The following is a 23666-nucleotide window of genomic DNA, read 5'->3' as shown; positions in this document are numbered from 1 at the left end:
TCAGTCCTCGTAGTGCGGTGTCGGTGGTGCGGGGGCAGGCCCGATCACGGACAGCCACCGATCGTGGATGCGTTCCCACGTGCCGTCCGTGCGGATCCGCTCCAGGGTGCGATTCACCTGGCGGACCAGGTCCGCGTCGGCCTTGTTGAGGCCGATCCCGTACGGCTCGGAACTGAAGGCGGGGCCGACCAATTCGACGTTCGGGTCCTGGGACGCGAGCCCGGCGAGGATCGCGTCGTCCGAGGTCACCGCGTCGACCTGCCGTTGCTGCAGCAGCACCAGACAGTCCGCCCAGTTCGGCACCGTCAGCACCGTGGCGTCGGGCTGCATCTGCTGGATGCGGTGCAGGTTCGTCGTCCCCGCTGCCGCACACACCCGGCGGCCCGCCAGGTCGGACGCGTCCCGGATCCCCGCCCCCCGCATCGCGAGCACCCGCTGCCCGGCCTGGTAGTACACCGTCGAGAACGCCACCCGGTCCCGTCGCTCGCAGGTGATCGACATCGTCTTGACGACCACGTCCACCAGCCGGCTGTCGAGGGCCGCGATCCGATCCGCCGAGGACAGGATCCGGAACTCGATCCGGTTGGGATCGCCGAACAGGTCGCGCGCGATCTCCCTGGCGATGTCGACGTCGAAACCCTCGATGGTGCCGGTCGCGGGATTGCGGAAGCTGAACAGGTTGCTGCTGGTGTCGAGTCCGACGACCAACCGTCCGCGCGCCCGGATCCGGTCCACCGCGGGGGTCGGCGTGGTCGCGTCCGCCGGCGAGGGGCGCAGGCTCGCGGTCGGGTCGCCGCAGTCCGGCTCGGGTTCGGGCGAGGCGGGTGGCGGTGCGGTCGCCACGCCCGACGGCATCGGTGGCGCCAGGTACGCGGTCGGATGCTCCGGCAGGTCGAACACCGTGTCGGTGGCGCAGCCGGCGACCGCGGCGGCGACCGCACCGACCGCGACCCGGCGGCGCCACCGCGCGCCCCGCGTCACTGGTACTCCCGCAGTCGTGGCCACAGTCCGATCACCACCCCGGTCACCGCGATCACCCCAAGCCCGGCGGTCCCCGGCGCCAACCCGGTCAGCGTCGTCAGTGCGCGGCCGATGCCGTCCCTCAGCTCCGCGCGCGTCGCCGCGATCGCACTCGTCAGTTCGGTGTCGGCCGCCGCATAGTGGGCGGTGGATCCGGCCCCGCCCGCCGCGATCGCAATGGTGACGGCGCCGCGCCAGTTGCCCTCGGCGAGGTGCGTCATCAACTGTGCGTGCGCGCTCGACCAGGCCACCCTGGCGCGGTCCGCGGCCCCGATCCGTGCAGCCACCGGCGGGTCCCGCCGCTCGATGTCGGCGAGGACCGACCCGAGCCGATCGAGGTGCCGCTGGAAGTCGGCGTCGTAGCGCCCGGTGAAGTCGCGCCGCACCAACCCGAGCGTCTCGTCGGCGCGGGCCTGCTGCGTCAGGATGCGGGCCGTCGTCAGCTCGGCGAGCGGCCGCGCGCCGAGGTCGAGCGCGCGGGCGGTGGACGAGGCCGAGACGAATCCGGCGACCACCAGCCAGCCAAGCGACACGGTCACGGCGAGGCAGGCCAGGATCAGGCCGGCGTTCAACCGGCGGCGGGTCCAGCGGGCAAGCAGGTACGACGCCACCACCAACGCGGCAAGCAGCAGCATCAGCAGCGCGATCGCCAGCCACGGCGGGGTCGCGAACTCCGCCTGCAGCGCCACCACGCGCGCGGCCTGCACGGTGTGCAACTGTTCGGCCAGCGGCAGCAGCGTCGTCTGCAGCATCGTCGACGCCTCGCTCAGGTACGCCGACCCCACCGGATGGCCGTCCCGATGGTTGGCGCGTGCCGTCTCGATCAGGCCGGTGTAGACGGGCACGCCGACGGACAGCTTCGTCAGCAGGTCGTGGGCCGTTGTGTCGGTCGGGTCGGTGCCCGCCGCCGCGTCGACGAGGTCGACGCCCGCGTCGGTGATCGCCCGGGTGTAGCGGTCGCGCACGTCGACCGGTTCGATCCCGCCGGAGAGGAACGCCGTCGTCGCGGCGGCGTCCGCGATGGACAGCGAGCTGTAGATGTCCTGGGCGGCGTAGGCGAGCGGCTCGATCTCGGTGTGCAGCACGTCGAGGGTGCGTTGCCGGTCCATCACCTGGGTCGCGGCGACCGTCCCGGACACGATCGCGAGCAGCACCAACCCGATCCCGAGCGCCGTCATCCTGGCGGGGGTGGTGCGCGCCAGGGTCCGCAGTCGCGCAGCCGTGCCGACCGGGGCGCCCGATGCCTCGACGCCTCGCGGCTGCGTCGAGGGGGCCACCCGAACTGTCACACCGCACCCCTTCGCACCTGGCTGGATCCCCCGACAGTGGGCAGCATATAAGCAGTATCCGTGCTTCGGGCCGAGTGACTGGCTAAGTTCGGAGACGGATCGTTCGGTGGGCGCACGATGCGTTCGCGCGGGAATTCCGAGGACACGGAGTAGGTGGGCGAAGTCGATGCGCGGTGACGGCGACGGCTGGGCGACGAGCGACGACGGCAACCGGTACTGGGGCCGGTTCGGCGCCGCTGGCCTGCTGCTGCGCGCTCCGCTGCCCGACGGTGGATCGGCGGTTCTGCTCCAGCACCGGGCGGCGTGGAGTCATCAGGGTGGGACCTGGGCGCTGCCCGGTGGCGCGAGGGACTCGCACGAGAGCACCACCCATGCCGCGGTCCGGGAAGCGGAGGAGGAGGCCGGGATCGGTGCCGCCCAGTTGAGGGTGCGGGCCGAACGGGTCACCGCGCGCGTCGTCGGCGGCGACTGGACGTACACCACGGTGATCGCGGACGCCGAGCACCCGCTGGCGACGGTCCCGAACGGGGAGAGCACCGAACTGCGCTGGGTGCCCGAGGATCGGGTGCCGGACCTGCCGCTGCATCCCGGGTTCGCGGCCAGCTGGGCGGCGCTGCGGGCCGCCCCGGTGCGCCTGCTGCTCGACACCGCGAACGTCGTCGGCTCCCGCCCCGACGGGTGGTGGCGGGACCGCGCGGGCGCCACCGGCAGGCTGCTCGCGGGCATCGCGGCGACCCTGCCGAGGACGATCGAACTCCCCGACGGCGGCTTCGGCTGGCTGCCGCGGGTCGAGGCGGTCCTTGAGGGACGGGCGGCGCAGGTCGCCGCCGTCGACACCCGGGTGCCCGTGCACGTCGCGTCGGGCAGCGGGGACGACACGCTGGCGGAGCTCGCGGGTGGCCCCGCCGCGGTGGGCACGCTCACCGCGGCGCCCGGCGAACTGACCGTCGTCGTCACCGCCGACCGCGGGCTCCGCGACCGGCTGCCCGCCACCGTGCTCCGGCTGTCGCCGTCCACTGTCCTGTCCTGGCTCGACTAAGGTTCCGCGCCCCGCGGGTTCCCTAATGTCACATCGAGTATCGCTAAGTGAGCCAATGTGACATTAGGGAACCCGAGGAGGCGGGTTAGCGGGATGCGGCGGCGTTGCGGTCGAGGGCGTCGCCGAGGGCGCGGGCCGCGGCCTGCGGGTCGCGGGCCTCGGTGATCGCGCGGACCACGCAGATCCGGGTGGCGCCCGCCTCGAGAACCTCCGGCAGCCGCCGCTCGTCGACCCCGCCGATCGCGAACCACGGCAGCGTCGGCTCCGCGGCCGCGACCTCCCGGACCAGCTGGAGGCCCGCGGCGCCCCGGCCCGGCTTGGTCGGGGTCGCCCACACCGGCCCGGTCGCGAAGTAGTCGACGCCCTCCTCGATCGCGGCGAGCTGCGCCTGCGCGCGGCTGCCGGTGGACCGGCCGATCACGACGTCGGGTCCGACGATCCGGCGCGCGTAGTGCACGGGCAGATCGCCCTGCCCGAGGTGCAGAACGTCGGCGCCCGCCGCCAGGGCAAGGTCGGCGCGGTCGTTGACGGCGAGCAGCGCGCCGTGCCTGCGACAGACCGCAGCAAGTTCGGCGAGCGCGGCCAGTTCCTCGCGCGCCTCGATCCGGCCGAACTCCCGTTCCCCGACCGATCCCTTGTCCCGGAGCTGGATGATGTCGACGCCGCCGGACAGCGCCGCGTCGGCGAACTTCGCCAGGTCGCCGCGCTCCCGTCGGGCGTCGGTGCACAGGTACAGGCGCGCGGTCGCGAGACGTTCGCGCGGGGCGGGGCGTTGAGCGGCATGCGAGGTGGGCACGTGGCCAACGGTAGTCTCTGGGGGAACGATTGAGACACGGGAGTCCCGGCGGACGCGGGGCTGAGAGGGGGCGTGCGCGCCCCGACCGTCAGACCTGACCCGGATCATGCCGGCGCAGGGAGTGAGGTGGATGTGGTGAACGGAACCGTTGCGGTGGTCGGCGGCGGCGTGATCGGCCTGTCGATCGCGTGGCGCGCAGCCCGGTCCGGGTGGTCCGTGACGCTCTACGACCCGGCCGTCGGGTCGGGGGCGTCGTGGGTGGCGGGCGGGATGCTGGCCCCGCTGTCCGAGGGCTGGCCCGGCGAGGACGCGGTGCTCGCCGCCGGATCCGCGTCGCTGGACCGGTGGCCCGGCTTCGGCGGGGAACTGGAACGGTCGACGGGCGAGACGCTGTTCACCTCGCAGAGCTCGATGACGGTCGCGTTGGACGCCGCGGACGCCGCGGACCTGCGCACCGTCGCCGACTGGCTCGCCGGGCACGGCCACGACCTCGACCTGCTCACCCGGGCGCAGATCCGGGCCGCGGAACCGTCGCTTGCCCCGGCGATCCGGCTGGCGCTGGTCGCCCCGACCGAGCTCGCGGTCGACAACCGTGCGCTGGTCCGGGCCCTGCGGGCGGCCGCCACCGACGCGGGTGTGACGTTCCGGGCCGACACCGTCACCGACCTGGAGGCCCTGCCCGACGACCAGGTGGTGCTCGCCGCGGGGACCGCGTCCGCCCGGTTGTGGCCGGGGCTGCCGGTGCGCCCGGTGAAGGGGGAGGTGCTCCGGCTGCGGCACCGGCCGGGGGTGGCGCCCGCGCCGAGCCGAACCGTCCGGGCCAGCGTGCACGGTCGCCCCGTCTACCTCGTTCCGCGGGGGGACGGACTGGTGCTCGGCGCGACCCAGCACGAGTCTGGTGACGACACCGCCGTCACCGTTGCCGGGGTGCGGGACCTGATCGCCGACGCGCAGGCCCTGATGCCGAGCATCGGCGAGTACGAACTGCACGAGACGACCGCGGGACTGCGGCCGATGAGCCCCGACAACCTGCCGATTCTCGGCCGCGTCACGGACCGGGTTGTCCTTGCCGCCGGGCACGGCCGCAACGGCATCCTGTTGACGCCGCTGTCCGCGGACGCGGTGGTTGCCGAACTGGACGGGACACCGCTGCCGGAGGCGGTGTCCTGCCTGCCCGACCGTTTCGGCACACTGGTGTCGACGCACGAGTGAGGAAATGACGACCATGGTGAACATCGGCATCACCGTCAACGGCGAGGACCATCAACTGTCCGAGCCGATGACGGTGGCACAGCTTCTCACCCACCTCGACCTGCCCGACCGAGGGGTCGCGGTGGCAGTGGACGGCGCCGTCGTGCCCCGCTCGTCGTGGGATCGGAACGTCGAAAAGGGTTGGGAGATCGAGATCCTGACGGCGGTGCAGGGTGGGTGACCAGCTGACGATCGCCGGCCGCACGTTCGGGTCCCGGCTGATCATGGGGACCGGCGGCGCCGCAAACCTGACGGTGCTCGAGGAGGCACTGGTCGCGTCGGGCACCGAACTGACCACCGTCGCGATGCGCCGGGTGGACGCCGTCGGCCGCACCGGGGTGCTGGACCTGTTGCGGCGGTTGGACATCGCGCCGTTGCCGAACACGGCGGGCTGCCGGGGTGCCACGGAAGCGGTGCTCACCGCGCAACTGGCCAGGGAGGCTCTCGAGACCGACTGGGTCAAGCTCGAGGTGATCGCCGACGATCGCACCCTGCTCCCCGACGCCATCGAACTGGTCAGCGCCGCAGAACAACTCGTCGACGACGGCTTCACGGTGTTGCCGTACACGACCGACGATCCGGTACTCGCGAAGCGGCTGGAGGACGTCGGGTGCGCGGCGGTGATGCCGCTCGGTGCGCCGATCGGCACCGGACTAGGCATCTGCAATCCGCACAACATCGCGATGATCGTCGAGCAGGCCGGGGTTCCGGTCGTCCTGGACGCGGGCATCGGCACGGCCAGCGACGCGGCCCTGGCGATGGAACTCGGCTGCGACGCGGTGCTGCTCGCGACCGCCGTCACCCGGGCGAAGGATCCGGTGTCGATGGCGTCCGCGATGGCATCCGCCGTCACCGCCGGGCACCTCGCACGGCTGGCGGGGCGGATTCCGAAGCGGTTCTGGGCGCAAGCATCCTCCCCCGACCTGTAGATCCCGCCGAGGTCGTCGGTCCGGCGGTAGGCTCGACAGCGTGAGCGAGCAGCACGGGCAGTCGCGCGACGGGCACGCACCGGACGGGGTGTTCGAGCCGGCCGCACCGACGCAGATCGACGTCACCCCGGAGATCGACGAGATCGGCGAGTTGCTGCGCAAGTCGGGGCGGGTCCGGCCCGACGACGGGCCGGAGGCGCCGTGGCGGCACGGCTACCCGTACGACCGGAAGATGACCCGGCGCCAGTACGAGTTCCGTAAACGTGCCCTGCAGATCGAGATGCTCAAACTGCAGGCCTGGGTCAAGGAGAACGACGAGAAGATCGTCATCATCTTCGAGGGCAGGGACGCGGCGGGGAAGGGCGGTGCGATCAAGCGGTTCACCGAGCACCTCAACCCCCGCGGCGCGCGGGTGATGGCCCTCGAGAAGCCCACCGAGCGCGAACGGACGCAGTGGTACTTTCAGCGGTACGTCGCGCACCTGCCGGCGGGCGGGGAGATCGTGCTGATGGACCGGTCCTGGTACAACCGGGCCGGTGTCGAGCGGGTCATGGGTTACTGCACCCCCACCGAGTACCTCGAATTCACCCGCTCAGCACCGGAATTCGAGCGGATGTTGGTCCAATCGGGCATTCACCTGATCAAGTTCTGGTTCTCCGTCGGACGCGAGGAACAGCACGCCCGGTTCGTGGCGCGCAGCACCGACCCGGTCAAGCAGTGGAAGCTCTCGCCGACCGACCTCGCCAGCCTCGATAAGTGGGACGCCTACACCGAGGCCAAGGAGAACATGCTGTTCTACACCGACACCCCGCACGCGCCGTGGACGATCGTCAAGTCCAACGACAAGAAGCGTGCCCGCCTCGAGGCGATGCGGTGGGTGCTGGCGCGGTTCGACTACGCAGGCAAGGACCCGCGCGTCGTCGGAACACCGGATCCGCTGCTGATCGGGCCCCCGCAGTCGGTGTACGACGAGGGCGAGAACCCGGCGGACCGGTTCCCGACGACCCCGGATACCGTTGGCGGGAACGGGTCGCACTGACCCTGACGGCTCGGGGAAAACCCTGACGGCCTGTCAGCCCCACGGATGACACGGCGCGCCACCAGGGAATGATGTGCGCCTCCGGTTTTTCGGGAATGCTGGTGGTCATGATTGAAGTGAGGGGACTGACCAAGACATTCGGGGACGTGCGGGCGGTCGACGACCTGACCTTCACGGTCCGGCCGGGGATCGTCACCGGGTTCCTCGGGCCGAACGGCGCGGGCAAGTCGACGACCATGCGGATGATCCTCGGGTTGGACCGGCCGACCGCGGGCGTGGCACTGATCGACGGCAAGCCGTACCACGATCTGCCGCAGCCGCTCCGGACCGTCGGCGCACTGCTCGACGCCAAGTGGGTGCACCCCAACCGGTCCGCGCGGGCACACCTGCAGTGGATGGCCGCCTCCAACGGGATTCCGTCGTCCCGGGTCGACGAGGTGCTGCGTCTGGTCGGTCTCACCGAGGTCGCCGGGAAGAAGGCGGGCGGGTTCTCGCTCGGCATGGCGCAGCGGCTCGGGTTGGCCGGTGCGCTGCTCGGCGATCCGCAGGTGCTGCTGTTCGACGAGCCGGTCAACGGTCTCGACCCCGAGGGCATCGTCTGGATCCGCAAGTTCATGCAGCGCCTCGCCGGCGAGGGTCGGACGGTCCTCGTCTCGAGCCATTTGCTGTCCGAGATGGCTTTGACCGCAGAGCATCTCGTCGTGATCGGGCGAGGTCGGCTGGTATCCGATTCCCCGGTCAAGGAATTCGTCGACCGGTCCTCGGAGGCGTCGGTGCGGGTGCGCAGCCCGCAGCTCGAGGTGCTGCAGGCGGCCCTCGTCGGGCAGGGCCTGTCCGTGGAGTCCGACGGCGCGGGCCCGGACGGTGATGCCGCGTTGATCGTGCGCGGCGCCACGACCGACACCGTCGGGCAGATCGCCGGCGGGCAGGGCATCGTGCTGCACGAGTTGGCGGCGCAGCGCGGGTCGCTTGAGGACGCATTCATGAAGATGACAGGGGACGACGTGCAGTACCACGCCGACGTGATGGGAGGGACGCTCTGATGGGTGTCGTTGCAGCGGAACGCATCAAGCTCACCTCGACGAAGTCGCCGTGGTGGTGCACCGCCGCGATCGTCGTGTTGGGGCTCGTCCTTGCCGCCGTGATCGGCGTGACGGCGAAGGTGGGGCTCAGCGCATACCACGATCAGGTCGCGACCGGCGAGGACCCCGGCTACGACCCGTTCCTGCCGACCCTCGCGGACTCGGTCGGCGGCGTCAGCGGGTTCGGCGTTCTTATCCTGATGATCATGGCCGCGCTCGCGGTGACCAGTGAGTACCGGTTCGGCCTCATCCGCACCACCTTCCAGGCGGTGCCGAAGCGGGACACGGTGCTGCTCACGAAGGCCGGCCTGATCGGGGTCTTCGGTGCGGTGCTGACCTTCGGGCTGACGTTCGGTGCGTACGCGATCGCGAAGGCCACCGCGGGGAGCGAGGCGGGCGCGCTGCTGACGCTGTCCGGATCCGAATCCTGGCGAGCGATCTACGGGGTGCCGATCTATGCGCTGCTGTGCGTCGCGCTTGCCGTCGCGGTCGGGTCGCTGGTGCGGCAGTCCGCTGGCGCGATCACGCTGCTGTTGCTGTGGCCGCTGCTGATCGAATCGCTGTTCGGACTGTTCGGCAGGGTGGGCCGCGAGATCCAGCCGTTCCTGCCGTTTGCCAATGCGAATCATTTCCTCGGCTCCGACCAGGGCATCGACTGGCACTGGGGTCCGTGGGGGAGCCTCGTCTACTTCGCGGTGTTCGTCGCCGTGGTGTTCGGGGCCGCGCTGTTCGTCGTCAACAAGCGCGACGCGTAGGCGCTGCGCCGCAGGCTCCTGTCTGTGACGGGTGGTTACACTTTGCCGGTGACCGAGGAGCCTGCGGCCGGGCAGTCCGGCGACGGTGCGCGCCGCGTCGCGTCCGCGCTGGCCTGGCTGCGCGCGGTGGACAGCGCACCCGCCGTGGTCGACACGGTCCGGCGGGTCCGGCGCGCCCTGCCCGGCGATGCCAGCTTCGGGGACCCGCTCTCCACCGCGGGACCGGGCGGGGTGCGGGCGGTTGCCCGGGTCGCCGACCGGCTGCGGGGCGAACGGCCCGGCGCCGCCCGCGAGGCCGGGTTCGGCGCGCTGCAACTGTGGCAGGCGGTGCTCGAACGCACCGGTCACGGCCGGGGCACGCGGGAGATGACGCTCGTCTTCACCGACCTCGTCGGCTACTCCGACTTCGCGCTCGCCGCGGGCGACGAGGCGACGATCGACCTGCTCCGCGAGGTGGCCCGCGCGATCGAACCTCCCGTCGTCGAGCGCGGCGGACTCGTCGTCAAGCGGATGGGCGACGGGATGATGGCCGTGTTCGCCCGCCCCGACCGCGCCATCGAAGCCGTGTTCGCCGCCCGATCGGCGTTGGGCGGGGTGGAGTGCCACGGCCACCGCCCCCGGATGCGGGTCGGCGTGCACACCGGCATTCCTCGCCAGGTCGGCGCCGACTGGCTCGGGGTCGACGTCAACATCGCCGCCAGGGTGATGCAGGCAGGCGCCGACGGCCACGTGATGGCCTCCGCGGCGACCGTCGACGCGCTCGGCTCCGAGCGGCTTGCCGAGCTGGGCCTGCTTGCTCGACCGTTCCGTCGTGGACTGTTCTCGTCCGCGCCGCGGGGCGTGCCCGCGGACCTGCGGATGTACACAGTTCAGCGGGACTGACCCCGCGGTCGTCTGCCGCGGCCCGTAACGCGCCGGGGCCCGGCGTGGATGAAACTCCTGGGTCCGGTTTGTCCGGAGGAGGAACGTGGGAAGGGGCGGCGCGTGCCGTATCTCGGGTTGATCGTGATGGTGCTGTGGGTGGGGTGCCTCGTCGACGTGATCTGCGCAGACGAGCACCGGGTCCGGCACCTCCCGAAGATCCTGTGGCTGATCGTCGTGATCCTGGTGCCGCTGCTCGGATCCGTGCTGTGGCTGCTACTCGGGCGTCCACAGGGCGGCGTCGGTGTGCAGGCCCCGGCCCGGGTCACCGGCTTCCCGGAGTACGACCGGCCCGGTCGGCAGGCGGGCGTCAGCAGTGAGTCCGACGAGGAGTTCTTGCGGCGCTGCCGCGAACGAGCCGAGGAGCAGCGCCGCGTCGCGAAGGAGCAGCAACGGCGCAGTGCCAACGAGCGGCACCGCCGCGGTGCCAACGAGCGGCGCCGCCGCGGTGACGACGAGCGGCACCGCCGCGGTGACGAGGCCGACGGCGATCAGGCCGAATGACCGGCCATTGCGACCGCCGCGGGCGGCGCCATTGCCACCGCCGCTGTCCGCGCGGACACTGATGGTATGGCTGATCGGGAACAGCGGACGCCCCTGTACGGGATGGTGCTCATCCTGGCCGCAATGTTCGGCGCGTTCGCGGTGAACTACTACGAAGTCGGTCCCTACTGGTTCCGCATAGCGGTCTACATCGTCGCGGCGGCGGTGATCCTCGTCGCGGCCGTGATGACCTTCCGGGACTACTCGCACTGACCTTCCGCAGCGCCCGGATGCAGCCGCCACAGCGGGGAGACGGGGCCGTGTCCCGCCCCGAGGTCGTAGGACGCCGCGAGGCAGCGGGTCACCCACTGCTTCCCGAACGCGACGGCCTCGGGCATCGATCGGCCGTGCGCGAGCGCGCATGCGACCGCGGCGGCGAGGGTGTCCCCGCCGCCGTGGTCGTTGCCGGTGTCGATCCGCGGGCCGGTGAACTGGTGGAACGTTTCGCCGTCGAAGAGCAGGTCGGTCGATTCCGTTGAGGTACGCAGGTGACCGCCCTTGACCAGCGCCCACTGCGCGCCGAGCCCGTGCAGCGCCTCCGCTGCCCGGCGAGCCGACGCGTCGTCGACGACCTCGATGCCGGTGATCAGCCGGACCTCGTCGAGGTTCGGCGTGACCAGCGACGCGATCGGGATCAGCGTGTGCCGCACCGCGTCGAGGGCCTCCGCGTGCAGCAGTGGGTCGCCGTGCATCGATGCGCACACCGGGTCCACCACCAGCGGCACCGGCCTGCCCTTGCCGATCCCGACCTCGCCGCACACCTGCGCGACCGACTCGATGATCGCGGTGGACGCCAGCATCCCCGTCTTCGCGGCGCTCACCCCGATGTCGCCGACCACCGACCGCACCTGATCGGCCACGATCTGCGGCGGGATCTCGTGAAAACCGCTCACCCCCACCGAGTTCTGCACCGTCACCGCGGCGACGGCGACGCAGGCGTGCACACCGAGCAGCGCCATCGTGCGGGAGTCGGCCTGAATGCCAGCGCCGCCGCCGGAATCGGTACCGGCGATGGTGAGGGCACGGACGGGGGTCTGTCCGTCGGGGGTCAGCGGCAGCAGGTTCACGAGCAAGGAGCCTATCGACCCGCCGGAACGGTGGGCAGGTACACCTGGCGGACGTCGGCGGAGATCCGCATCGAGCAGAACTTCGGCCCGCACATCGAACAGAAGTGTGCAGATTTCGCTGGCTCGGCGGGCAACGTCTCGTCGTGATACTCCCGGGCGGTGTCCGGGTCGAGCGACAGCGCGAACTGATCGTGCCAGCGGAACTCGAACCGGGCCGTCGACAGTGCGTCGTCGCGTTCCTGCGCCCGCGGGTGCCCCTTGGCCAGGTCGGCGGCGTGCGCGGCGATCTTGTAGGTGATGACGCCGACCTTCACGTCGTCCCGGTTCGGCAGCCCCAGATGCTCCTTCGGGGTCACGTAGCAGAGCATCGCGGTCCCGGCCTGCGCGATCATCGCCGCGCCGATCGCGGAGGTGATGTGGTCGTAGGCGGGCGCGATGTCGGTGGCGAGCGGGCCGAGGGTGTAGAACGGTGCCTCCTCGCACAGCTCCTCCTCGAGGCGGACGTTCTCCACGATCTTGTGCATCGGCGCGTGCCCCGGGCCCTCGATCATCACCTGCACGCCATGGGATTTCGCGATTGCGGTCAGTTCGCCGAGGGTGCGGAGCTCGGCGAACTGCGCCGCGTCGTTGGCGTCCGCGATGGATCCGGGGCGCAGCCCGTCGCCGAGCGAGAAGGTGACGTCGTAGCGGGCGAGGATCTCGCACAGCTCCGCGAAGTGGGTGTACAGGAACGACTCCCGGTGGTGCGCGAGGCACCAGGCGGCCATGATCGACCCGCCGCGCGAGACGATGCCGGTGACCCGCTTCACGGTCAGCGGGACGTGCCGCAGCAGCACCCCGGCGTGCACCGTCATGTAGTCCACGCCCTGCTCGCACTGCTCGATCACGGTGTCGCGGTACAGCTCCCAGGTCAGTGCTGCCGGGTCGCCGCCAACCTTCTCCAGCGCCTGGTAGAGCGGCACCGTCCCGACCGGGACGGGGGAGTTGCGCAGGATCCACTCCCTGGTCTCGTGGATGTTCCTGCCGGTGGACAGGTCCATGATGGTGTCGGCGCCCCAGCGGGTGGCCCACACCATCTTCTCGACCTCCTCGGCGATCGACGAGGTGACCGCCGAGTTGCCGATGTTCGCGTTGATCTTCACCCCGAATCGCTTGCCGATCACCATCGGTTCGAGCTCGGGGTGATTGCGGTTGGCCGGGATCACCGCCCGACCGGCGGCGACCTCGTCGCGCACCACCTCCGGCGACACGCCCTCGCGGGCGGCGCAGTAGCGCATCTCGGCGGTGACGACGCCCGCGCGCGCCCAGCCCAGTTGGGTGCTGGCCCCGGCAGGCCGCGGCCAGCCCGACCGCACCGGCGGCAGGCCCGCCTCAAGGTCGATTCGCGCGTCGTCCTCGGTGTACGGGCCGGACGTGTCGTACAGGTCCAGATGATCGCCGGTGGTCAGGTGCACGCGGCGCACCGGCACCGACAGCCCGTCGACGTCCAGGTACCGCTTGCTGCTGCCCGCGATCGGTCCCGTGGTGACGGCCGTGGTGACAGAGGTGTCCCTCATTCGAATACTCCCTACGCCGGCATTACCCGGTCAGGTTCATACGGTCGACGGCCCTCATCGCTCGCGAAGGAGCTAGCCGTCCTCTCAGCCCGCTGGTGCGAGCCCCCGTGGGTGTTCAGTTGTCGCCGCAGACCCTAGCCCAGTTTCGCCCGATCCCTGTTGCGCACCCGCCAGCCGACCTATAGTGGCGTGGATCACATTTCTGTTACGGGCAGGCCTGCCCGGCGCTTCACCCAGAAGGAGACAGGACCGATGCTCGCGGACAAGGCGACGGCCGAGGTGACGAACAATGCCGCTCAGAGCCGTTTCGAGCTGTGGCTCAACGGCGACCTCGTCGGCATTCTGGGCTACTACGACCTCGAGTCGAACGATGGAGCCGCCAGGGGCCGACGGCGGTCGACGGCGCCGGTCGTCTCCTTCCTGCACACCGTGATCGTCGAGGACTTCGGGCACCGGGGGCTCGCCGCGCTGATGGTCCGGCGGGCGCTCGACGCGGCCCGCGGGTACGGCTGGAAGATCCGGCCCGTGTGCACCTACCTGCAGCGATTCGTCGCCGCGAACCCCGAGTACCGCGACATTCTGGTCCCGGTGTGAGCGCCGGGCGGCGATTCGGCCACGATTCGACGAAGGATGGGCGACAACTTGTCGACGGGGCCCGTCCCGGGCAGCGGCCCGGCCCGGATGCTGCTTGCATGGCGGCATGTTCAAGCGGAACCAGCACCGGACGGCGGCGGTGACCGCCGTCGCGGCCCGCGCCGACGCGGCGCGGGCTCAGGTTGAGGACAACCCCGCGCACTCGCGCTTCGACCTGTGGGTCGACGGCGAACTGGTGGGCATCCTCGGATACCGCCGCCTGGACGGCGTCGACTGCGCACCGGCGGACGGCGCCGCTGTCGCGTTGATGCACACGGTGGTCAAGGAGGAGCACGGCGGCCGCGGATGGGCGGCGGTGCTGGTCCGGGAGGTACTTGAGGAGGCGCGGGTGCGCGGATGGCGGGTGCACCCGGTCTGCACCTACGTGCGCCGCTATCTCGGCACCCACACCGAGTACCTGCCGCTGCTCGACGACGCCTGACGCGACGACGTCGCGGTCAGCCGTCGCGGGCCGCGAGCCGCCAGAGGGACACGACCTCCGCCGCCCGGACGGCCGCCAGCGGATCTTCGGGACCCCGGCTGCGTTGGCCGCGACCGCCGGACGCCCGCGGGTGCCGCGGGCGGACATCGCTGCGGCCGAGCACGATCAGTCCGGACCGATCGAACAGGTCGGTCAGCTGGGCGCGGGTGCGCAGGCCGAGACGCTCCGCAAGATCGGAGAGCACCAGCCATCCCTGCCCGCCCGCGGTGAGGTGGCCCGGCAGTCCGCGGACGAACTCGGCGAGCATCTGGCCCTTGCGGTCGAAGACCCCCAACTCGATCGACGACGTCGGCGCGGCAGGCACCCACGGCGGATTGCACACCACCAGGTCGGCGCGCCCGTCCGGATACCCGTCGGTGTGGACGATCTGCACCCGGTCCGCCAGCCCGAGACGGTCGATGTTGTCGGTGGCGCAGGCGACCGCGCGCGGTGCGATGTCGGTCGCGATCACCCGCTCGGCGCCGCGTCGGGCGAGCAGTGCGGCAAGCACTCCGGTGCCGGTGCCGATGTCGAACGCCGTGCCGACGCGTGCCGGGAACTCCGCCTCCGCGACCAGGTCGACGTACTCGTTCCGGGTCGGTGCGAACACCCCGTAGTGGGGGTGGATGCGGGCATCGAGCGCCGGGATCTGCACGCCCCGCCGCCGCCACTCGTGTGCACCGACGACCCCCAGCAGTTCCTGCAGGGACACCAGGCTGGCCTCCGAGGCGTCGCCGTACGCCTCGCGGCACGCCAGCCGGATATCGGGTGCCCGCCTCAGGTCGATGGCGTAGTCCGGGCCGAGTTCGATGACGATCATGCTCAGGATCCGGGTGCGGTGCGCCCTGGCCTGCCGGTGTCGGTGGAAGGTCAGCGTGAGGTCCGGGCCCGCCTGCACTCGCAGCCGATCAAGCCGCCGCTTCAGCGCATCGAGCAGTTGCCGGGCGCCAGGAAAGTCGCCTCGCCACAGCATGGCGGTGCCCTCGGACGCAAGCCGCATCGCGTCGTCGGCGCGGAGTTCATCCCCGGCGATGACCACCGTCTTCGGCGGCTTGAGGTCGCCGTTGGTGCGCCAGCGGGCCGATCGGTGTTGACCGTTCTCGACCCAGGCGGCGTCTATCCGGTCGGGTTGGTCATTGGCGGTCTCGACGGTGGACTCCTGAGGGAAGGGGGTGCGGCGGACGGACGAGCGCGAACCTAATCCAGGTCGACGATCACCGGGGCGTGATCGCTCGCGCCCTTGCCCTTGCGTTCCTCCCGGTCGATCGACGCATCGGTGACGCGGGCTGCCAGCGCGGGGGAGGCGTACTGGAAATCGATCCGCATGCCCTGCCGCTTCGGGAACCGCAGCTGCGTGTAGTCCCAGTAGGTGTACACCCCGGGCCCGGGGGTGTGCGGCCGGGTCACCTCGGCGAACCCGACCTCCTCGAACGCGGCGAACGCGTCCCGCTCCGGGCGCGAGGTGTGCGTCTTGCCCTCGAACAGCGCCGGATCCCACACGTCCTCGTCGGTCGGCGCGACGTTCCAGTCGCCGACCAGCGCGATCTGCGCGTTCGGGTCGTCGGCCAGCCACTTCGCCGCATCGTCGCGCAGGGTCGCGAGCCAGTCCAGCTTGTACGTGTAGTGCGGGTCCGACAGCTCGCGGCCATTCGGCACGTACAGGCTCCACACCCGTACGCCGCCGCAGGTCGCGCCGATCGCGCGGGCCTCGACGACCGGCGGGACGACGTCGAGGCTGTCCGGGGCCTGCTTCGCGAATCCGGGCTGGCCCTCGAAGCCGACCTGAATGTCGTCGAGGCCGACGCGGGACACGATCGCGACCCCGTTCCACTGGCTAAGGCCGACGTGCGCGACCTGGTAGCCGAGTTCGGTGAACCGTTCGGTCGGGAACTGGTCGTCCCGGCACTTGGTCTCCTGCATGGCGAGCACGTCGACGTCGGTCCTGGTCAGCCAGTCCACGATCCGGTCGGTCCTGGCCCGAACGGAGTTCACATTCCACGTCGCCAATCGCATGCCCGCAGCGTAGTGCGCTGCTCCGACAGCCCGCCCCGCCGGGTGAAGGGCACCTGCGCCCCGCCGGACCGGCTGAAGGTGCCCTTCACCCGGACCGGGCGGGCGCGGTGGCGTAGCGGTAGCGGTGGTGATCGATCAGCCCGAGGGTCCGGTACAACTCGAGGGCGCCGGGATTGTCGGCCCGGACCTGGACGTAGGCGTGCGTCGCGCCGTGGTCGCGGCCCCAGCGGATCATTTCCGCGCACACCAGCATCCCCAGCCCGCGCCTGCGGTGCGCCGGTGCGACCTCGACCGCGGTCAGCCCCACCCAGCGCCTGCCGTCCGGTGCCTCGGTGATCGCGGCCCGGGCGATGCCGAGTGGTTCCGACCCCGCGGCGCCGAGGACCCCGAATCCGAGTTCGCCGTCACGGACCGCGGTCAGCACCGCAACCTCCCGGTCCGACACCCCCGTTCCGGGTCGGCGCAGCGACCGCCAGCCCGCCCCCGGCGCCGGGTCGACCGTCACCATCGACTCGCCGTCCGGCAACGTCAGATTGGTGATGTCCGCCGCCATCACCTGAACCTCCGCCGACACGGTCCAGCCGTCGGGGGCCGCCCCGAGGCGGTCCGGCAGCAGCAGCGTCAGCGGCAGTCGCCGCTCCGCGTACCAGGCGTGCAGCCGGTCCAGGGTGTCACCGGAGTGCAGGTCACCGATCCGGTGCGCCCGACCGAGCGGGGCGGCGGAGTTCGCGCGGCCGGTGATCCCCGCGCCCGCCCGTGCCAGCCAGCCGTCGATCCAGGACTGGTCGGTCCCCGGCCAGCCGTCCGCCGCCGCGAGTTCGAGCGCCCGGATCTCGCGGGTCGCGACCGGGCGCGCCCCGATCTCCTTCAGCGCGACGACCTGGCCGCGCTCGACCTGCGCGACCCGACCGTCCTGGGCGCGCACCACGACCGCGGGCGTCAGCGCGACGAGTTCGCCGATCATGTCGGTCAGCGGCTGCGGATAGCCGGGCGGCAGCTTGTAGCGCAGCACCACCCGGCTGCCGAGGCGGGGCGCGGTCCTGGCCCGGTGCGGCACCGTTTCGGGACCGGGGGTGCCGCCCCCACCCGGCACGGGCGGCGGGTGGTGGTGCCTGCCGCTGCCCGCCGGGTCGTCAGTCATCGTGACCGAACGGGTCCTCGACCGTGCCGGGCGTCCAGGACAGGCCGGGGACACCCCAGCCGGACCGCTTGATGATCTTCTTCGCGGCGCGGGCGTTCCGCCCGATCAGCACATCCGTGTAGAGGAAGCCGTCCAGGTGCCCGACCTCGTGCTGCAGCATCCGGGCGAAGAAGCCGGTGCCCTCGATCGTCACCGGATCGCCGTTCACGTCGACCCCGGTCACCTTCGCCCAGTTCGCGCGGCCGGTGGGGAACTGCTCACCCGGGACGGACAGGCAGCCCTCCTCGTCGTCGTCGGGGTCCGGCATCGACTCGGGGATCTCCGAGGTCTCCAGCACCGGATTGACCACCTCGCCGCGACGCCGCTCCCCGTCCGGGTTCACGTCGTAGTCCGGGCAGTCGTACACGAACACCCGCAGGCCGACGCCCACCTGATTGGCGGCAAGGCCGACGCCGTTCGCGGCGTCCATCGTGTCGTACATGTCGGCGACGAGCTCGGCGATCTCGGACAGCGGCTGCGTCACCGGCGCAGTCGGCTGATGGAGAACCGGGTCACCGACGATCACGATAGGAAGAATTGCCATGCGACCGAGAATAGTGGTGGCGATCGGTGCGCCCTGTTGCCGGATGCCGCCGGGCCCCGCATCGCGACGCGCCAGCACCGCGAACCGGGGAACGGGTGCGGTCACCGTGGTTCAATAGCCGTCGGAAGTACAGGGTTGTCATTCGTCGCCGGATCGGTGCACCCGGATCTGTCGGTGGGGAGCTTTAGCCTTCGCTGATGGATGGGGCGAGAGTTCGACGTTGAGGAGTGAGATGGACGGCGCAGTCGCGCGTAGCCGGAATTCGCAGCCCACCGACCAGCCGGAGAGCGCCGGGGTCGGAGCGGACGGACTCACCCGCCGCGATCACGACATTCTGACCTTCGAACGCCAGTGGTGGAAGTACGCGGGCGCGAAGGAGGATGCCATCAAGGAACTGTTCGACATGTCGGCGACCCGCTACTACCAGGTGCTCAACGCGCTCGTTGACCGGCCGGAGGCCCTTGCCGCGGATCCGATGCTGGTCAAACGGCTGCGTCGGCTGCGCGCGAGCAGGCAGAAGGCGCGCGCCGCCCGCCGCCTCGGTTTCGACGTCACCTAGCCATGTCGCCCGATCCTCGTGGTGCGGCCCGCGCGATCGGCCCGCGTGCCCAGATGACGCAGATGGGGCCCCGACCCGTATGGTCGAACCCGTGAGCACCCCGCAGCCGGCACCGTCGGGACCCCCACTACGCGCACTCGCGATGGTTCTCATCGCCCTGGCCATCGCGTTCGCGGGCATCGGAGCGTTGACCCTGTCGAACTCCGGGTCGGACACCCGCTCGTCCGAGGTGCTGCCCAGCGTGGCCCCGGTCACGGGGGCGCCGAACGCGCCTGCGGCGTCGGCTCGGGCAACGACACCGGCGCCCGTCTCGCCGACCACCCTCGCTCCGGTCGCCGCTGCGGCGACGCCGACCACCGCCGCCGTCGACCGGTCGGCGGTCCCGGTGCGGGTCTTCAACAACAGCACCGTCAGCGGTCTTGCCGCGCAGACCGCGGGCACCCTCGAGTCGGAGGGCTGGACGGTGGCCGAGACCGGCAACTACAGCAGCGGCAACGTCGCGAAGACGACCGCCTATTACAGCGCGAACTCGGCGGCGGAGCGGCAGGCGGCGCAGCAGATCGCCGCGGATCTCGGCATCACCGCCGAACAGCGGTTCGGCGGGATCGCGACGGCGTCCCCCGGCGTGATCGTCATCGTCACCTCCCAGTAGACGAGGGGCGGAGCCGCTCAACTATGCGGCGTCGTAGACCACCGGTCGGCCGGTTCGCCCGGCTGGCTATGATCAGTGCACTTCCAGCCCATCTCGAAGGAGCGGTTTGATGGCCTTGCTTACCCGACGCGATTCGCAGACGACCCGGTCACGCCGCGTGTCCCTGCGCGTCGTCGCCCCGATGGTTGCGATCGCGGCCGTTGGCCTCACCGCCTGCAGCCCGCCGAACGAGGTGGCGAGCGACGTTCAGGGCACCACCCCTGCCGTGTGGACCGGCGCGCCCGCACCCGAGGGTGACGCAGGCGAGGGCCACGGCGCCGAGCATGCCGACCGGCTCAACACCGTGCTCAAGGGTGCGGACGGCAAGGCGGCCGGGACCGCGACGTTCGTCGGCTCCGGTGAGAACGTGGTCGTGACCGTCGCGGCGAACGGCCTCGAGCCCGGCTTCCACGGCCTGCACATTCACTCGGTCGGCAGCTGCGAGGGCGACTTCGTCTCCGCCGGTGGGCACCTGCAGGTCGAGGGCCACGGCGGCAACCCGGCCAGCGGCGACCTGCCGTCGCTGTTCGTGCGTGCGGACGGTACCGCGAACCTGACGACCACCACCGACGCGTTCACGATCGAGGATCTGCAGAACCACGGTGAGGGCACCGCGATCGTCGTGCACGCCGGTGCCGACAACTTCGCGAACATCCCGACCCGGTACGCCCCCGCGCCGGATCAGGCCACCCTGGACACCGGCGACGCTGGCGCCCGCGTCGCCTGCGGTGTGATCAAGTAACACCACCGCGCAGCGGAACCCGAGCTCGACCACCCGCCGCGATCGGAGACCTCGGCCACAGGCCGGTTTCCGGTCGCGGCGTCGTCGTCGGGACTGTGGTTGGATTCGGGCTGTGGCAGTCCATTTCGCCGGTTCGCCCCGGCCCACGATCGGCGTCGAGTGGGAGGTCGCGCTGGTCGACCCGGACACCCGCGACCTGTCCAACAGCGCCGCGCAGGTCCTGGCCGCCGCCGCGGACCTCGCGGACGCGCCGCGGTTGCACAAGGAGTTCCTGCGCAACACCGTGGAACTCGTCACCGGGATCTGCGACACCACCGCGGAGGCGATGGCGGACCTGCAGGAGACGATGACGCTGCTGCGCCGGGCGGCGCACCGCGAGAACGTCGAGCTGATGTGCGCGGGCACCCACCCGTTCGCGCAGTGGTCCACCCAGCAGGTCACGCCCAATCCGCACTACGACGAGATGATCGAGCGGACCCAGTGGTGGGGTCGGCAGATGCTGATCTGGGGGGTGCACGTCCACGTCGGGGTGTCGTCGGCGCACAAGGTGTTCCCGATCATCAACGCGCTGCTGGTCAAGTATCCGCACCTGCTCGCGTTGTCGGCGTCGTCGCCGATGTGGGCGGGCGTCGACACCGGATACGCCAGCAACCGGGCCCTGATGTTTCAGCAGCTCCCGACCGCCGGGCTGCCGTTCCAGTTCGAGACGTGGGCGCAGTTCGAGGGCTTCGTCCACGACCAGATGAAGACCGGGGTGATCGAGCGGCTCGGTGCCCTGCACTGGGACATCCGGCCCGCCCCGCAGTGGGGCACGATCGAGGTCCGGGTCTGCGACGGCGTCTCCACCCGCGGTGAGTTGGAGTCCCTGGTTGCGCTGATCCACTGCCTGGTCGTCCACTTCGACCGGCAGCTGGAGGCGGGCATCGAGCTGCCGGGGATGCCGCCCTGGCATGTGCAGGAGAACAAGTGGCGGGCCGCGCGGTACGGCCTCGACGCCGAGATCATCCTGGACGCCGCCAGCAACGAACGCCTCGTCACCGACGACCTCGACGATCTGCTCGAGCAGCTCGCGCCGCTCGCGGTGGAACTCGGCTGCGCGGACGAATTGGCCAGGGTCGCGGACATCCCGCGACGGGGGGCGTCCTATCAGCGGCAGCGGGCGGTCGCGGCGGGCAACGGCGGCGATCTGACCGCCGTCGTGGACGCACTCGTCACCGAACTGGAGCGTTAAAGCGCAGTTCACGCACCGTTTACTATGTACGGGTGCTGACTGACAACTCGACCGCCAGTGCGGCGTGGCGGGCGGGTGGACGGCGGGTCCTCGTGCCCGCCGCGGTGGCCACCGTCGTGGTGGCAATGCTGGTGCTGCAGGTCGTCGCGACCCGATCCGGGTTCGAGGGGCCGGTGCAGTCACTCGCCAGGGACTTCGTCGGCACCCCCAAGTCGATGTCGGTGCCGTGGGCCGGGCTGGCGCTTGGCCTCGTCGGGTTGACGAACCGGCAGCGCGTTGCCGCGGTCGCGGCGGCCGTCGGCATCGACCTGGTGTTCCTCGCGGGTCGGCTGCTGCAGGGCGGGCCGTTCGCGGTCGGGAACGGCCCCACCTGGGTGTTGACCCTGATCGCCGTGGTCGCGGCGGTGCGGTGGACCGGTGAGCGCAGGCGCAGCGTGCTGCTCGGCGTCGGGTTCGGGGCCCTGCTGATCGTCGCGACGAAGATCGGTGACGTCTGGTTGCAGATCACGGTGATGACGCGCCCCGCCGTCCTCGACGAGTACCTCGAGCTCGCCGACCGCGCGTTCGGCAGCCCGTCGTGGGTGATGGGGCAGGTCGTCGACGCGCTCGGTCCCGTCGGGTACGGCGTCCTGCACTGGGTGTACATCGAGCTGCCCGTCGCGGCGATCGTCGTCGCGCTCTGGCAGCTGCGGGCAGGTTGGGCGGGGCACCACCTGGTCCGGACGTTCCTCGCGATCGGCCTGATCGGCCCGGTGTTCTACCTGCTGTTTCCCGTCGTCGGACCCGACTTCGCGTTCGGCACCGCCGGGCAGGGCGCCCAGCTCGGCGACTACTGGCCCACCGTCATCCCGACCGGCACCGACCCGGCGGCGTTCGTGTTCACCGGCGACGCGCCCCGCAACTGCATGCCGAGCCTGCACACCGCGTGGGCGTTGGCGATCTTCGTGCATTCGCGCCGGGGGCCGACGTGGCTGCGGTGGGGCGGCACCTTCTGGCTGGTGTGCACCCTGATGGCGACGCTCGGCTTCGGCTACCACTATGCCGTCGACCTGGTCGCCGGGGTCGTGCTGTGCCTGACCATCGAGGCGGCCCTGCGCGAACCGGAACGCGGCTGGGGCTGGTTCCGGGTCCGGCTCGTCGTCGGCGGCGCGGTCGCGTTCGCCGCGCTGCTCGGCGGCTACCGCTACCTGGCTGTGCCGATCGCGGCGGCCCCGTACCTGTCGGTGCCGCTGATCCTCGGGGTGATGGGTGCGGTCGTCGTCGCCTTCCACGCCACCTTCTTCGCCGCGCCGGACACGGCGTTGGGTCGCTGGGGTGGACGGCCGCGGCTGGTCGTGAGTTAGTCGTCGTCGCGAATTAGTTGTTCTACTGTCGATTTCGGTCACTACCGCCTGAAAAGGACTAACTCGCGGTTAGGGTCCGGGGATGGTGCGTGATCCGAGACCTGTCGGACCGATTCGCCGGTCCCGGCTCCTCGAGGGCATGACGCCCTGGCAGGTCGAGCGCGACTACCGGGCGGTGCTGACCGGGGTATACATCCGCGCGGACCAGCCGCTCGACTTCGCACAGCGGTCGCGGGCGCTGGGGGTCACCTATCCGCAGGGCGTGCTGGCCGGGTGGTCGGCGGCCGCGCTGCACGGCTACCGGTACGTGCCCGAGGATGTGGAACCGGAGATCGTCCTGCCTGCACCTGCGCGCAGGCGGGCGGGCGTCCGGCTCCGCTACGACACCCTGCTGTCCGGCGAATCGGAGGAGGTGCTCGGCTATGCGTTGACGTCGCACCTGCGGACCGCGTACGACCTCGGGCGGTGGCTGCCGTTCGACGCCGCGATCGAGGCGGTCGACGGGCTGTGCAATATCGGTCGGCGCGACCCGAAGGATCTGCTGGTGATGGTCGCGCAGCATCGGGGCGACCGGGGGCTCAAACAGCTCAGGCGCGTCGTGGACCTCGCTGACGGCGGCGCCGAATCACCGTGGGAGACGCGGACGCGGCTGCTGGTCGTCCGCGCGGGATTCACGAAACCGGACACCCAGGTCCTGCTGACAGACGAGCGGGCCCGGCTGGTCGCGCGTGTCGACATGGCGTGGCCGCAGTACCGCGTCGTGCTCGAGTACGACGGCGACCACCACCGCGAGCGGGGCCGGTACTCGCGCGATGTCCGGCGCCGCAACAGCGTCCGGCGGCTCGGCTGGGATGTGGTGGTCGCGACGAAGGAGTTGGTGGTGCGCTATCCCGACGAGCTGCTCGAGCGGGTCGCGGACGCGTTGCGTGCGGGCGGCGCGACAGAACTGCCACGGTGAGGTC

Annotated in this window: 27 protein-coding genes and 2 riboswitches; of the genes, 18 read left to right on the top strand and 9 right to left on the bottom strand. The window is 71.2% G+C overall.

Features of this window, described 5'->3' with window-relative positions; translation table 11 throughout:
• Complete coding sequence (locus tag ACFWPA_RS16425; protein WP_378506070.1) at positions 1-981, bottom strand: glutamate ABC transporter substrate-binding protein; 981 nt, start codon at positions 979-981, stop codon at positions 1-3.
• Positions 978-2309: a hypothetical protein gene (locus ACFWPA_RS16420; RefSeq protein ID WP_378506071.1), complete on the bottom strand. Its 1332-nt coding sequence runs from the start codon at positions 2307-2309 to the stop codon at positions 978-980. Before ACFWPA_RS16420 ends, ACFWPA_RS16425 begins: the two co-directional genes overlap by 4 nt.
• 166 nt (positions 2310-2475) lie before the next feature.
• On the opposite strand from ACFWPA_RS16420, the gene ACFWPA_RS16415 reads away from it, so the two are divergent.
• Positions 2476-3348: an NUDIX domain-containing protein gene (locus ACFWPA_RS16415; protein ID WP_378506072.1), complete on the top strand. Its 873-nt coding sequence runs from the start codon at positions 2476-2478 to the stop codon at positions 3346-3348.
• Positions 3349-3433: 85 nt separating this feature from the next.
• Here the strand turns inward: ACFWPA_RS16415 and thiE are convergent, their stop codons facing one another.
• Complete coding sequence (thiE, locus tag ACFWPA_RS16410; RefSeq protein WP_378506073.1) at positions 3434-4144, bottom strand: thiamine phosphate synthase; 711 nt, start codon at positions 4142-4144, stop codon at positions 3434-3436.
• A gap of 26 nt (positions 4145-4170) precedes the next feature.
• A riboswitch (TPP riboswitch) is annotated at positions 4171-4282 on the top strand.
• Between thiE and thiO the strand changes: the two genes are divergently transcribed.
• The 9 genes from thiO (at position 4271) to ACFWPA_RS16365 (ending at position 10877) form a co-directional block, all read left to right on the top strand.
• Positions 4271-5356 carry a glycine oxidase ThiO gene (gene thiO / locus ACFWPA_RS16405; protein WP_378506074.1) on the top strand — a complete coding sequence of 362 codons (1086 nt, stop codon included), beginning with the start codon at positions 4271-4273 and terminating at the stop codon, positions 5354-5356. Its footprint overlaps the riboswitch before it by 12 nt.
• Before the next feature lie 4 nt (positions 5357-5360).
• Positions 5361-5576 (top strand): sulfur carrier protein ThiS, encoded by a 216-nt coding sequence (thiS, locus tag ACFWPA_RS16400; protein ID WP_378506075.1) that lies wholly within the window; start codon positions 5361-5363, stop codon positions 5574-5576.
• Entirely contained in the window at positions 5569-6324 is a 756-nt protein-coding gene (locus tag ACFWPA_RS16395; RefSeq protein WP_378506076.1) for a thiazole synthase, read from the top strand. The genes thiS and ACFWPA_RS16395 overlap by 8 nt, the downstream gene beginning before the upstream one ends.
• 40 nt (positions 6325-6364) lie before the next feature.
• Positions 6365-7363, top strand: a complete 999-nt coding sequence (gene ppk2, locus ACFWPA_RS16390) for a polyphosphate kinase 2 (RefSeq protein WP_378506077.1) — start codon at positions 6365-6367, stop codon at positions 7361-7363.
• A gap of 107 nt (positions 7364-7470) precedes the next feature.
• Positions 7471-8406, top strand: coding sequence for an ABC transporter ATP-binding protein (locus tag ACFWPA_RS16385; protein WP_378506078.1), 936 nt, complete (start codon positions 7471-7473; stop codon positions 8404-8406).
• Positions 8406-9200: an ABC transporter permease gene (locus ACFWPA_RS16380; protein ID WP_378506079.1), complete on the top strand. Its 795-nt coding sequence runs from the start codon at positions 8406-8408 to the stop codon at positions 9198-9200. Before ACFWPA_RS16385 ends, ACFWPA_RS16380 begins: the two co-directional genes overlap by 1 nt.
• A 48-nt stretch (positions 9201-9248) precedes the next feature.
• Positions 9249-10082, top strand: a complete 834-nt coding sequence (locus ACFWPA_RS16375; protein ID WP_378506080.1) for an adenylate/guanylate cyclase domain-containing protein — start codon at positions 9249-9251, stop codon at positions 10080-10082.
• 102 nt (positions 10083-10184) lie between these two features.
• Positions 10185-10625 carry a PLD nuclease N-terminal domain-containing protein gene (locus ACFWPA_RS16370; RefSeq protein ID WP_378570973.1) on the top strand — a complete coding sequence of 147 codons (441 nt, stop codon included), beginning with the start codon at positions 10185-10187 and terminating at the stop codon, positions 10623-10625.
• A 66-nt stretch (positions 10626-10691) separates the two neighbouring features.
• Positions 10692-10877: a hypothetical protein gene (locus ACFWPA_RS16365; RefSeq protein WP_378506082.1), complete on the top strand. Its 186-nt coding sequence runs from the start codon at positions 10692-10694 to the stop codon at positions 10875-10877.
• Here ACFWPA_RS16365 and thiD read toward each other — a convergent pair.
• Both thiD and thiC read right to left on the bottom strand, forming a co-directional pair.
• The gene (gene thiD, locus ACFWPA_RS16360; RefSeq protein ID WP_378506083.1) at positions 10865-11731 is read right to left on the bottom strand and encodes a bifunctional hydroxymethylpyrimidine kinase/phosphomethylpyrimidine kinase; all 867 of its coding nucleotides are present in this window, start codon (positions 11729-11731) and stop codon (positions 10865-10867) included. The genes ACFWPA_RS16365 and thiD overlap by 13 nt on opposite strands.
• Before the next feature lie 11 nt (positions 11732-11742).
• The gene (gene thiC / locus ACFWPA_RS16355; protein ID WP_378570971.1) at positions 11743-13287 is read right to left on the bottom strand and encodes a phosphomethylpyrimidine synthase ThiC; all 1545 of its coding nucleotides are present in this window, start codon (positions 13285-13287) and stop codon (positions 11743-11745) included.
• A riboswitch (TPP riboswitch) is annotated at positions 13279-13406 on the bottom strand. It overlaps the preceding gene by 9 nt.
• A gap of 133 nt (positions 13407-13539) precedes the next feature.
• On the opposite strand from thiC, the gene ACFWPA_RS16350 reads away from it, so the two are divergent.
• The gene (locus ACFWPA_RS16350) at positions 13540-13881 is read left to right on the top strand and encodes a GNAT family N-acetyltransferase (RefSeq protein ID WP_378506085.1); all 342 of its coding nucleotides are present in this window, start codon (positions 13540-13542) and stop codon (positions 13879-13881) included.
• Between the two features lie 106 nt (positions 13882-13987).
• The gene (locus tag ACFWPA_RS16345; protein ID WP_378506086.1) at positions 13988-14362 is read left to right on the top strand and encodes a GNAT family N-acetyltransferase; all 375 of its coding nucleotides are present in this window, start codon (positions 13988-13990) and stop codon (positions 14360-14362) included.
• A gap of 16 nt (positions 14363-14378) precedes the next feature.
• Here ACFWPA_RS16345 and ACFWPA_RS16340 read toward each other — a convergent pair whose 3' ends face one another.
• The 4 genes from ACFWPA_RS16340 to ACFWPA_RS16325 all read right to left on the bottom strand — a co-directional run bounded on the left by ACFWPA_RS16340 (position 14379) and on the right by ACFWPA_RS16325 (position 18138).
• The gene (locus ACFWPA_RS16340) at positions 14379-15440 is read right to left on the bottom strand and encodes a methyltransferase (RefSeq protein WP_378570969.1); all 1062 of its coding nucleotides are present in this window, start codon (positions 15438-15440) and stop codon (positions 14379-14381) included.
• 158 nt (positions 15441-15598) lie between these two features.
• Positions 15599-16414, bottom strand: coding sequence for an exodeoxyribonuclease III (locus ACFWPA_RS16335; RefSeq protein ID WP_378506088.1), 816 nt, complete (start codon positions 16412-16414; stop codon positions 15599-15601).
• Between the two features lie 85 nt (positions 16415-16499).
• A complete protein-coding gene (locus ACFWPA_RS16330; protein ID WP_378570966.1) occupies positions 16500-17555 on the bottom strand; it encodes a GNAT family N-acetyltransferase in 1056 nt (351 codons plus the stop codon).
• The gene (locus ACFWPA_RS16325; RefSeq protein WP_378506090.1) at positions 17548-18138 is read right to left on the bottom strand and encodes a peptide deformylase; all 591 of its coding nucleotides are present in this window, start codon (positions 18136-18138) and stop codon (positions 17548-17550) included. The genes ACFWPA_RS16330 and ACFWPA_RS16325 overlap by 8 nt, the downstream gene beginning before the upstream one ends.
• A 232-nt stretch (positions 18139-18370) precedes the next feature.
• On the opposite strand from ACFWPA_RS16325, the gene ACFWPA_RS16320 reads away from it, so the two are divergent.
• The 6 genes from ACFWPA_RS16320 to ACFWPA_RS16295 all read left to right on the top strand — a co-directional run bounded on the left by ACFWPA_RS16320 (position 18371) and on the right by ACFWPA_RS16295 (position 23662).
• Positions 18371-18697: a DUF3263 domain-containing protein gene (locus ACFWPA_RS16320; RefSeq protein WP_378506091.1), complete on the top strand. Its 327-nt coding sequence runs from the start codon at positions 18371-18373 to the stop codon at positions 18695-18697.
• 91 nt (positions 18698-18788) lie between these two features.
• On the top strand, positions 18789-19349 hold the full coding sequence (locus ACFWPA_RS16315) for a LytR C-terminal domain-containing protein (protein ID WP_378506092.1): 561 nt from the start codon (positions 18789-18791) through the stop codon (positions 19347-19349).
• 109 nt (positions 19350-19458) lie between these two features.
• Positions 19459-20130 (top strand): superoxide dismutase family protein, encoded by a 672-nt coding sequence (locus ACFWPA_RS16310; RefSeq protein WP_378506093.1) that lies wholly within the window; start codon positions 19459-19461, stop codon positions 20128-20130.
• 112 nt (positions 20131-20242) lie between these two features.
• Positions 20243-21361: a glutamate--cysteine ligase gene (locus ACFWPA_RS16305; protein WP_378506094.1), complete on the top strand. Its 1119-nt coding sequence runs from the start codon at positions 20243-20245 to the stop codon at positions 21359-21361.
• A gap of 92 nt (positions 21362-21453) precedes the next feature.
• Positions 21454-22704, top strand: a complete 1251-nt coding sequence (locus ACFWPA_RS16300; protein ID WP_378570978.1) for a DUF5933 domain-containing protein — start codon at positions 21454-21456, stop codon at positions 22702-22704.
• A 139-nt stretch (positions 22705-22843) separates the two neighbouring features.
• Positions 22844-23662, top strand: a complete 819-nt coding sequence (locus tag ACFWPA_RS16295; RefSeq protein ID WP_378570964.1) for an endonuclease domain-containing protein — start codon at positions 22844-22846, stop codon at positions 23660-23662.
• Positions 23663-23666 lie beyond the last annotated feature (4 nt).

The sequence above is a fragment of the Rhodococcus sp. NPDC058505 genome (assembly GCF_042720095.1).
Taxonomy (GTDB): Bacteria; Actinomycetota; Actinomycetes; order Mycobacteriales; family Mycobacteriaceae; genus Rhodococcus_G.
This window is presented reverse-complemented; position numbering and strand designations above follow the sequence as displayed.

What these genes read in the sequence shown, in the direction of transcription:
- thiC (WP_378570971.1), bottom strand. Translation starts at nt 13,287, where the DNA reads ATGAGGGACACCTCTGTCACCACGGCCGTCACCACGGGACCGATCGCG.
- ACFWPA_RS16385 (WP_378506078.1), top strand. Translation starts at nt 7,471, where the DNA reads ATGATTGAAGTGAGGGGACTGACCAAGACATTCGGGGACGTGCGGGCG.
- ACFWPA_RS16310 (WP_378506093.1), top strand. Translation starts at nt 19,459, where the DNA reads ATGGCCTTGCTTACCCGACGCGATTCGCAGACGACCCGGTCACGCCGC.
- ACFWPA_RS16345 (WP_378506086.1), top strand. Translation starts at nt 13,988, where the DNA reads ATGTTCAAGCGGAACCAGCACCGGACGGCGGCGGTGACCGCCGTCGCG.
- ACFWPA_RS16365 (WP_378506082.1), top strand. Translation starts at nt 10,692, where the DNA reads ATGGCTGATCGGGAACAGCGGACGCCCCTGTACGGGATGGTGCTCATC.
- ACFWPA_RS16325 (WP_378506090.1), bottom strand. Translation starts at nt 18,138, where the DNA reads ATGGCAATTCTTCCTATCGTGATCGTCGGTGACCCGGTTCTCCATCAG.
- ACFWPA_RS16335 (WP_378506088.1), bottom strand. Translation starts at nt 16,414, where the DNA reads ATGCGATTGGCGACGTGGAATGTGAACTCCGTTCGGGCCAGGACCGAC.
- ACFWPA_RS16350 (WP_378506085.1), top strand. Translation starts at nt 13,540, where the DNA reads ATGCTCGCGGACAAGGCGACGGCCGAGGTGACGAACAATGCCGCTCAG.
- ACFWPA_RS16380 (WP_378506079.1), top strand. Translation starts at nt 8,406, where the DNA reads ATGGGTGTCGTTGCAGCGGAACGCATCAAGCTCACCTCGACGAAGTCG.
- ACFWPA_RS16415 (WP_378506072.1), top strand. Translation starts at nt 2,476, where the DNA reads ATGCGCGGTGACGGCGACGGCTGGGCGACGAGCGACGACGGCAACCGG.
- ACFWPA_RS16320 (WP_378506091.1), top strand. Translation starts at nt 18,371, where the DNA reads ATGGACGGCGCAGTCGCGCGTAGCCGGAATTCGCAGCCCACCGACCAG.
- thiS (WP_378506075.1), top strand. Translation starts at nt 5,361, where the DNA reads ATGACGACCATGGTGAACATCGGCATCACCGTCAACGGCGAGGACCAT.
- ACFWPA_RS16330 (WP_378570966.1), bottom strand. Translation starts at nt 17,555, where the DNA reads ATGACTGACGACCCGGCGGGCAGCGGCAGGCACCACCACCCGCCGCCC.
- ACFWPA_RS16295 (WP_378570964.1), top strand. Translation starts at nt 22,844, where the DNA reads ATGACGCCCTGGCAGGTCGAGCGCGACTACCGGGCGGTGCTGACCGGG.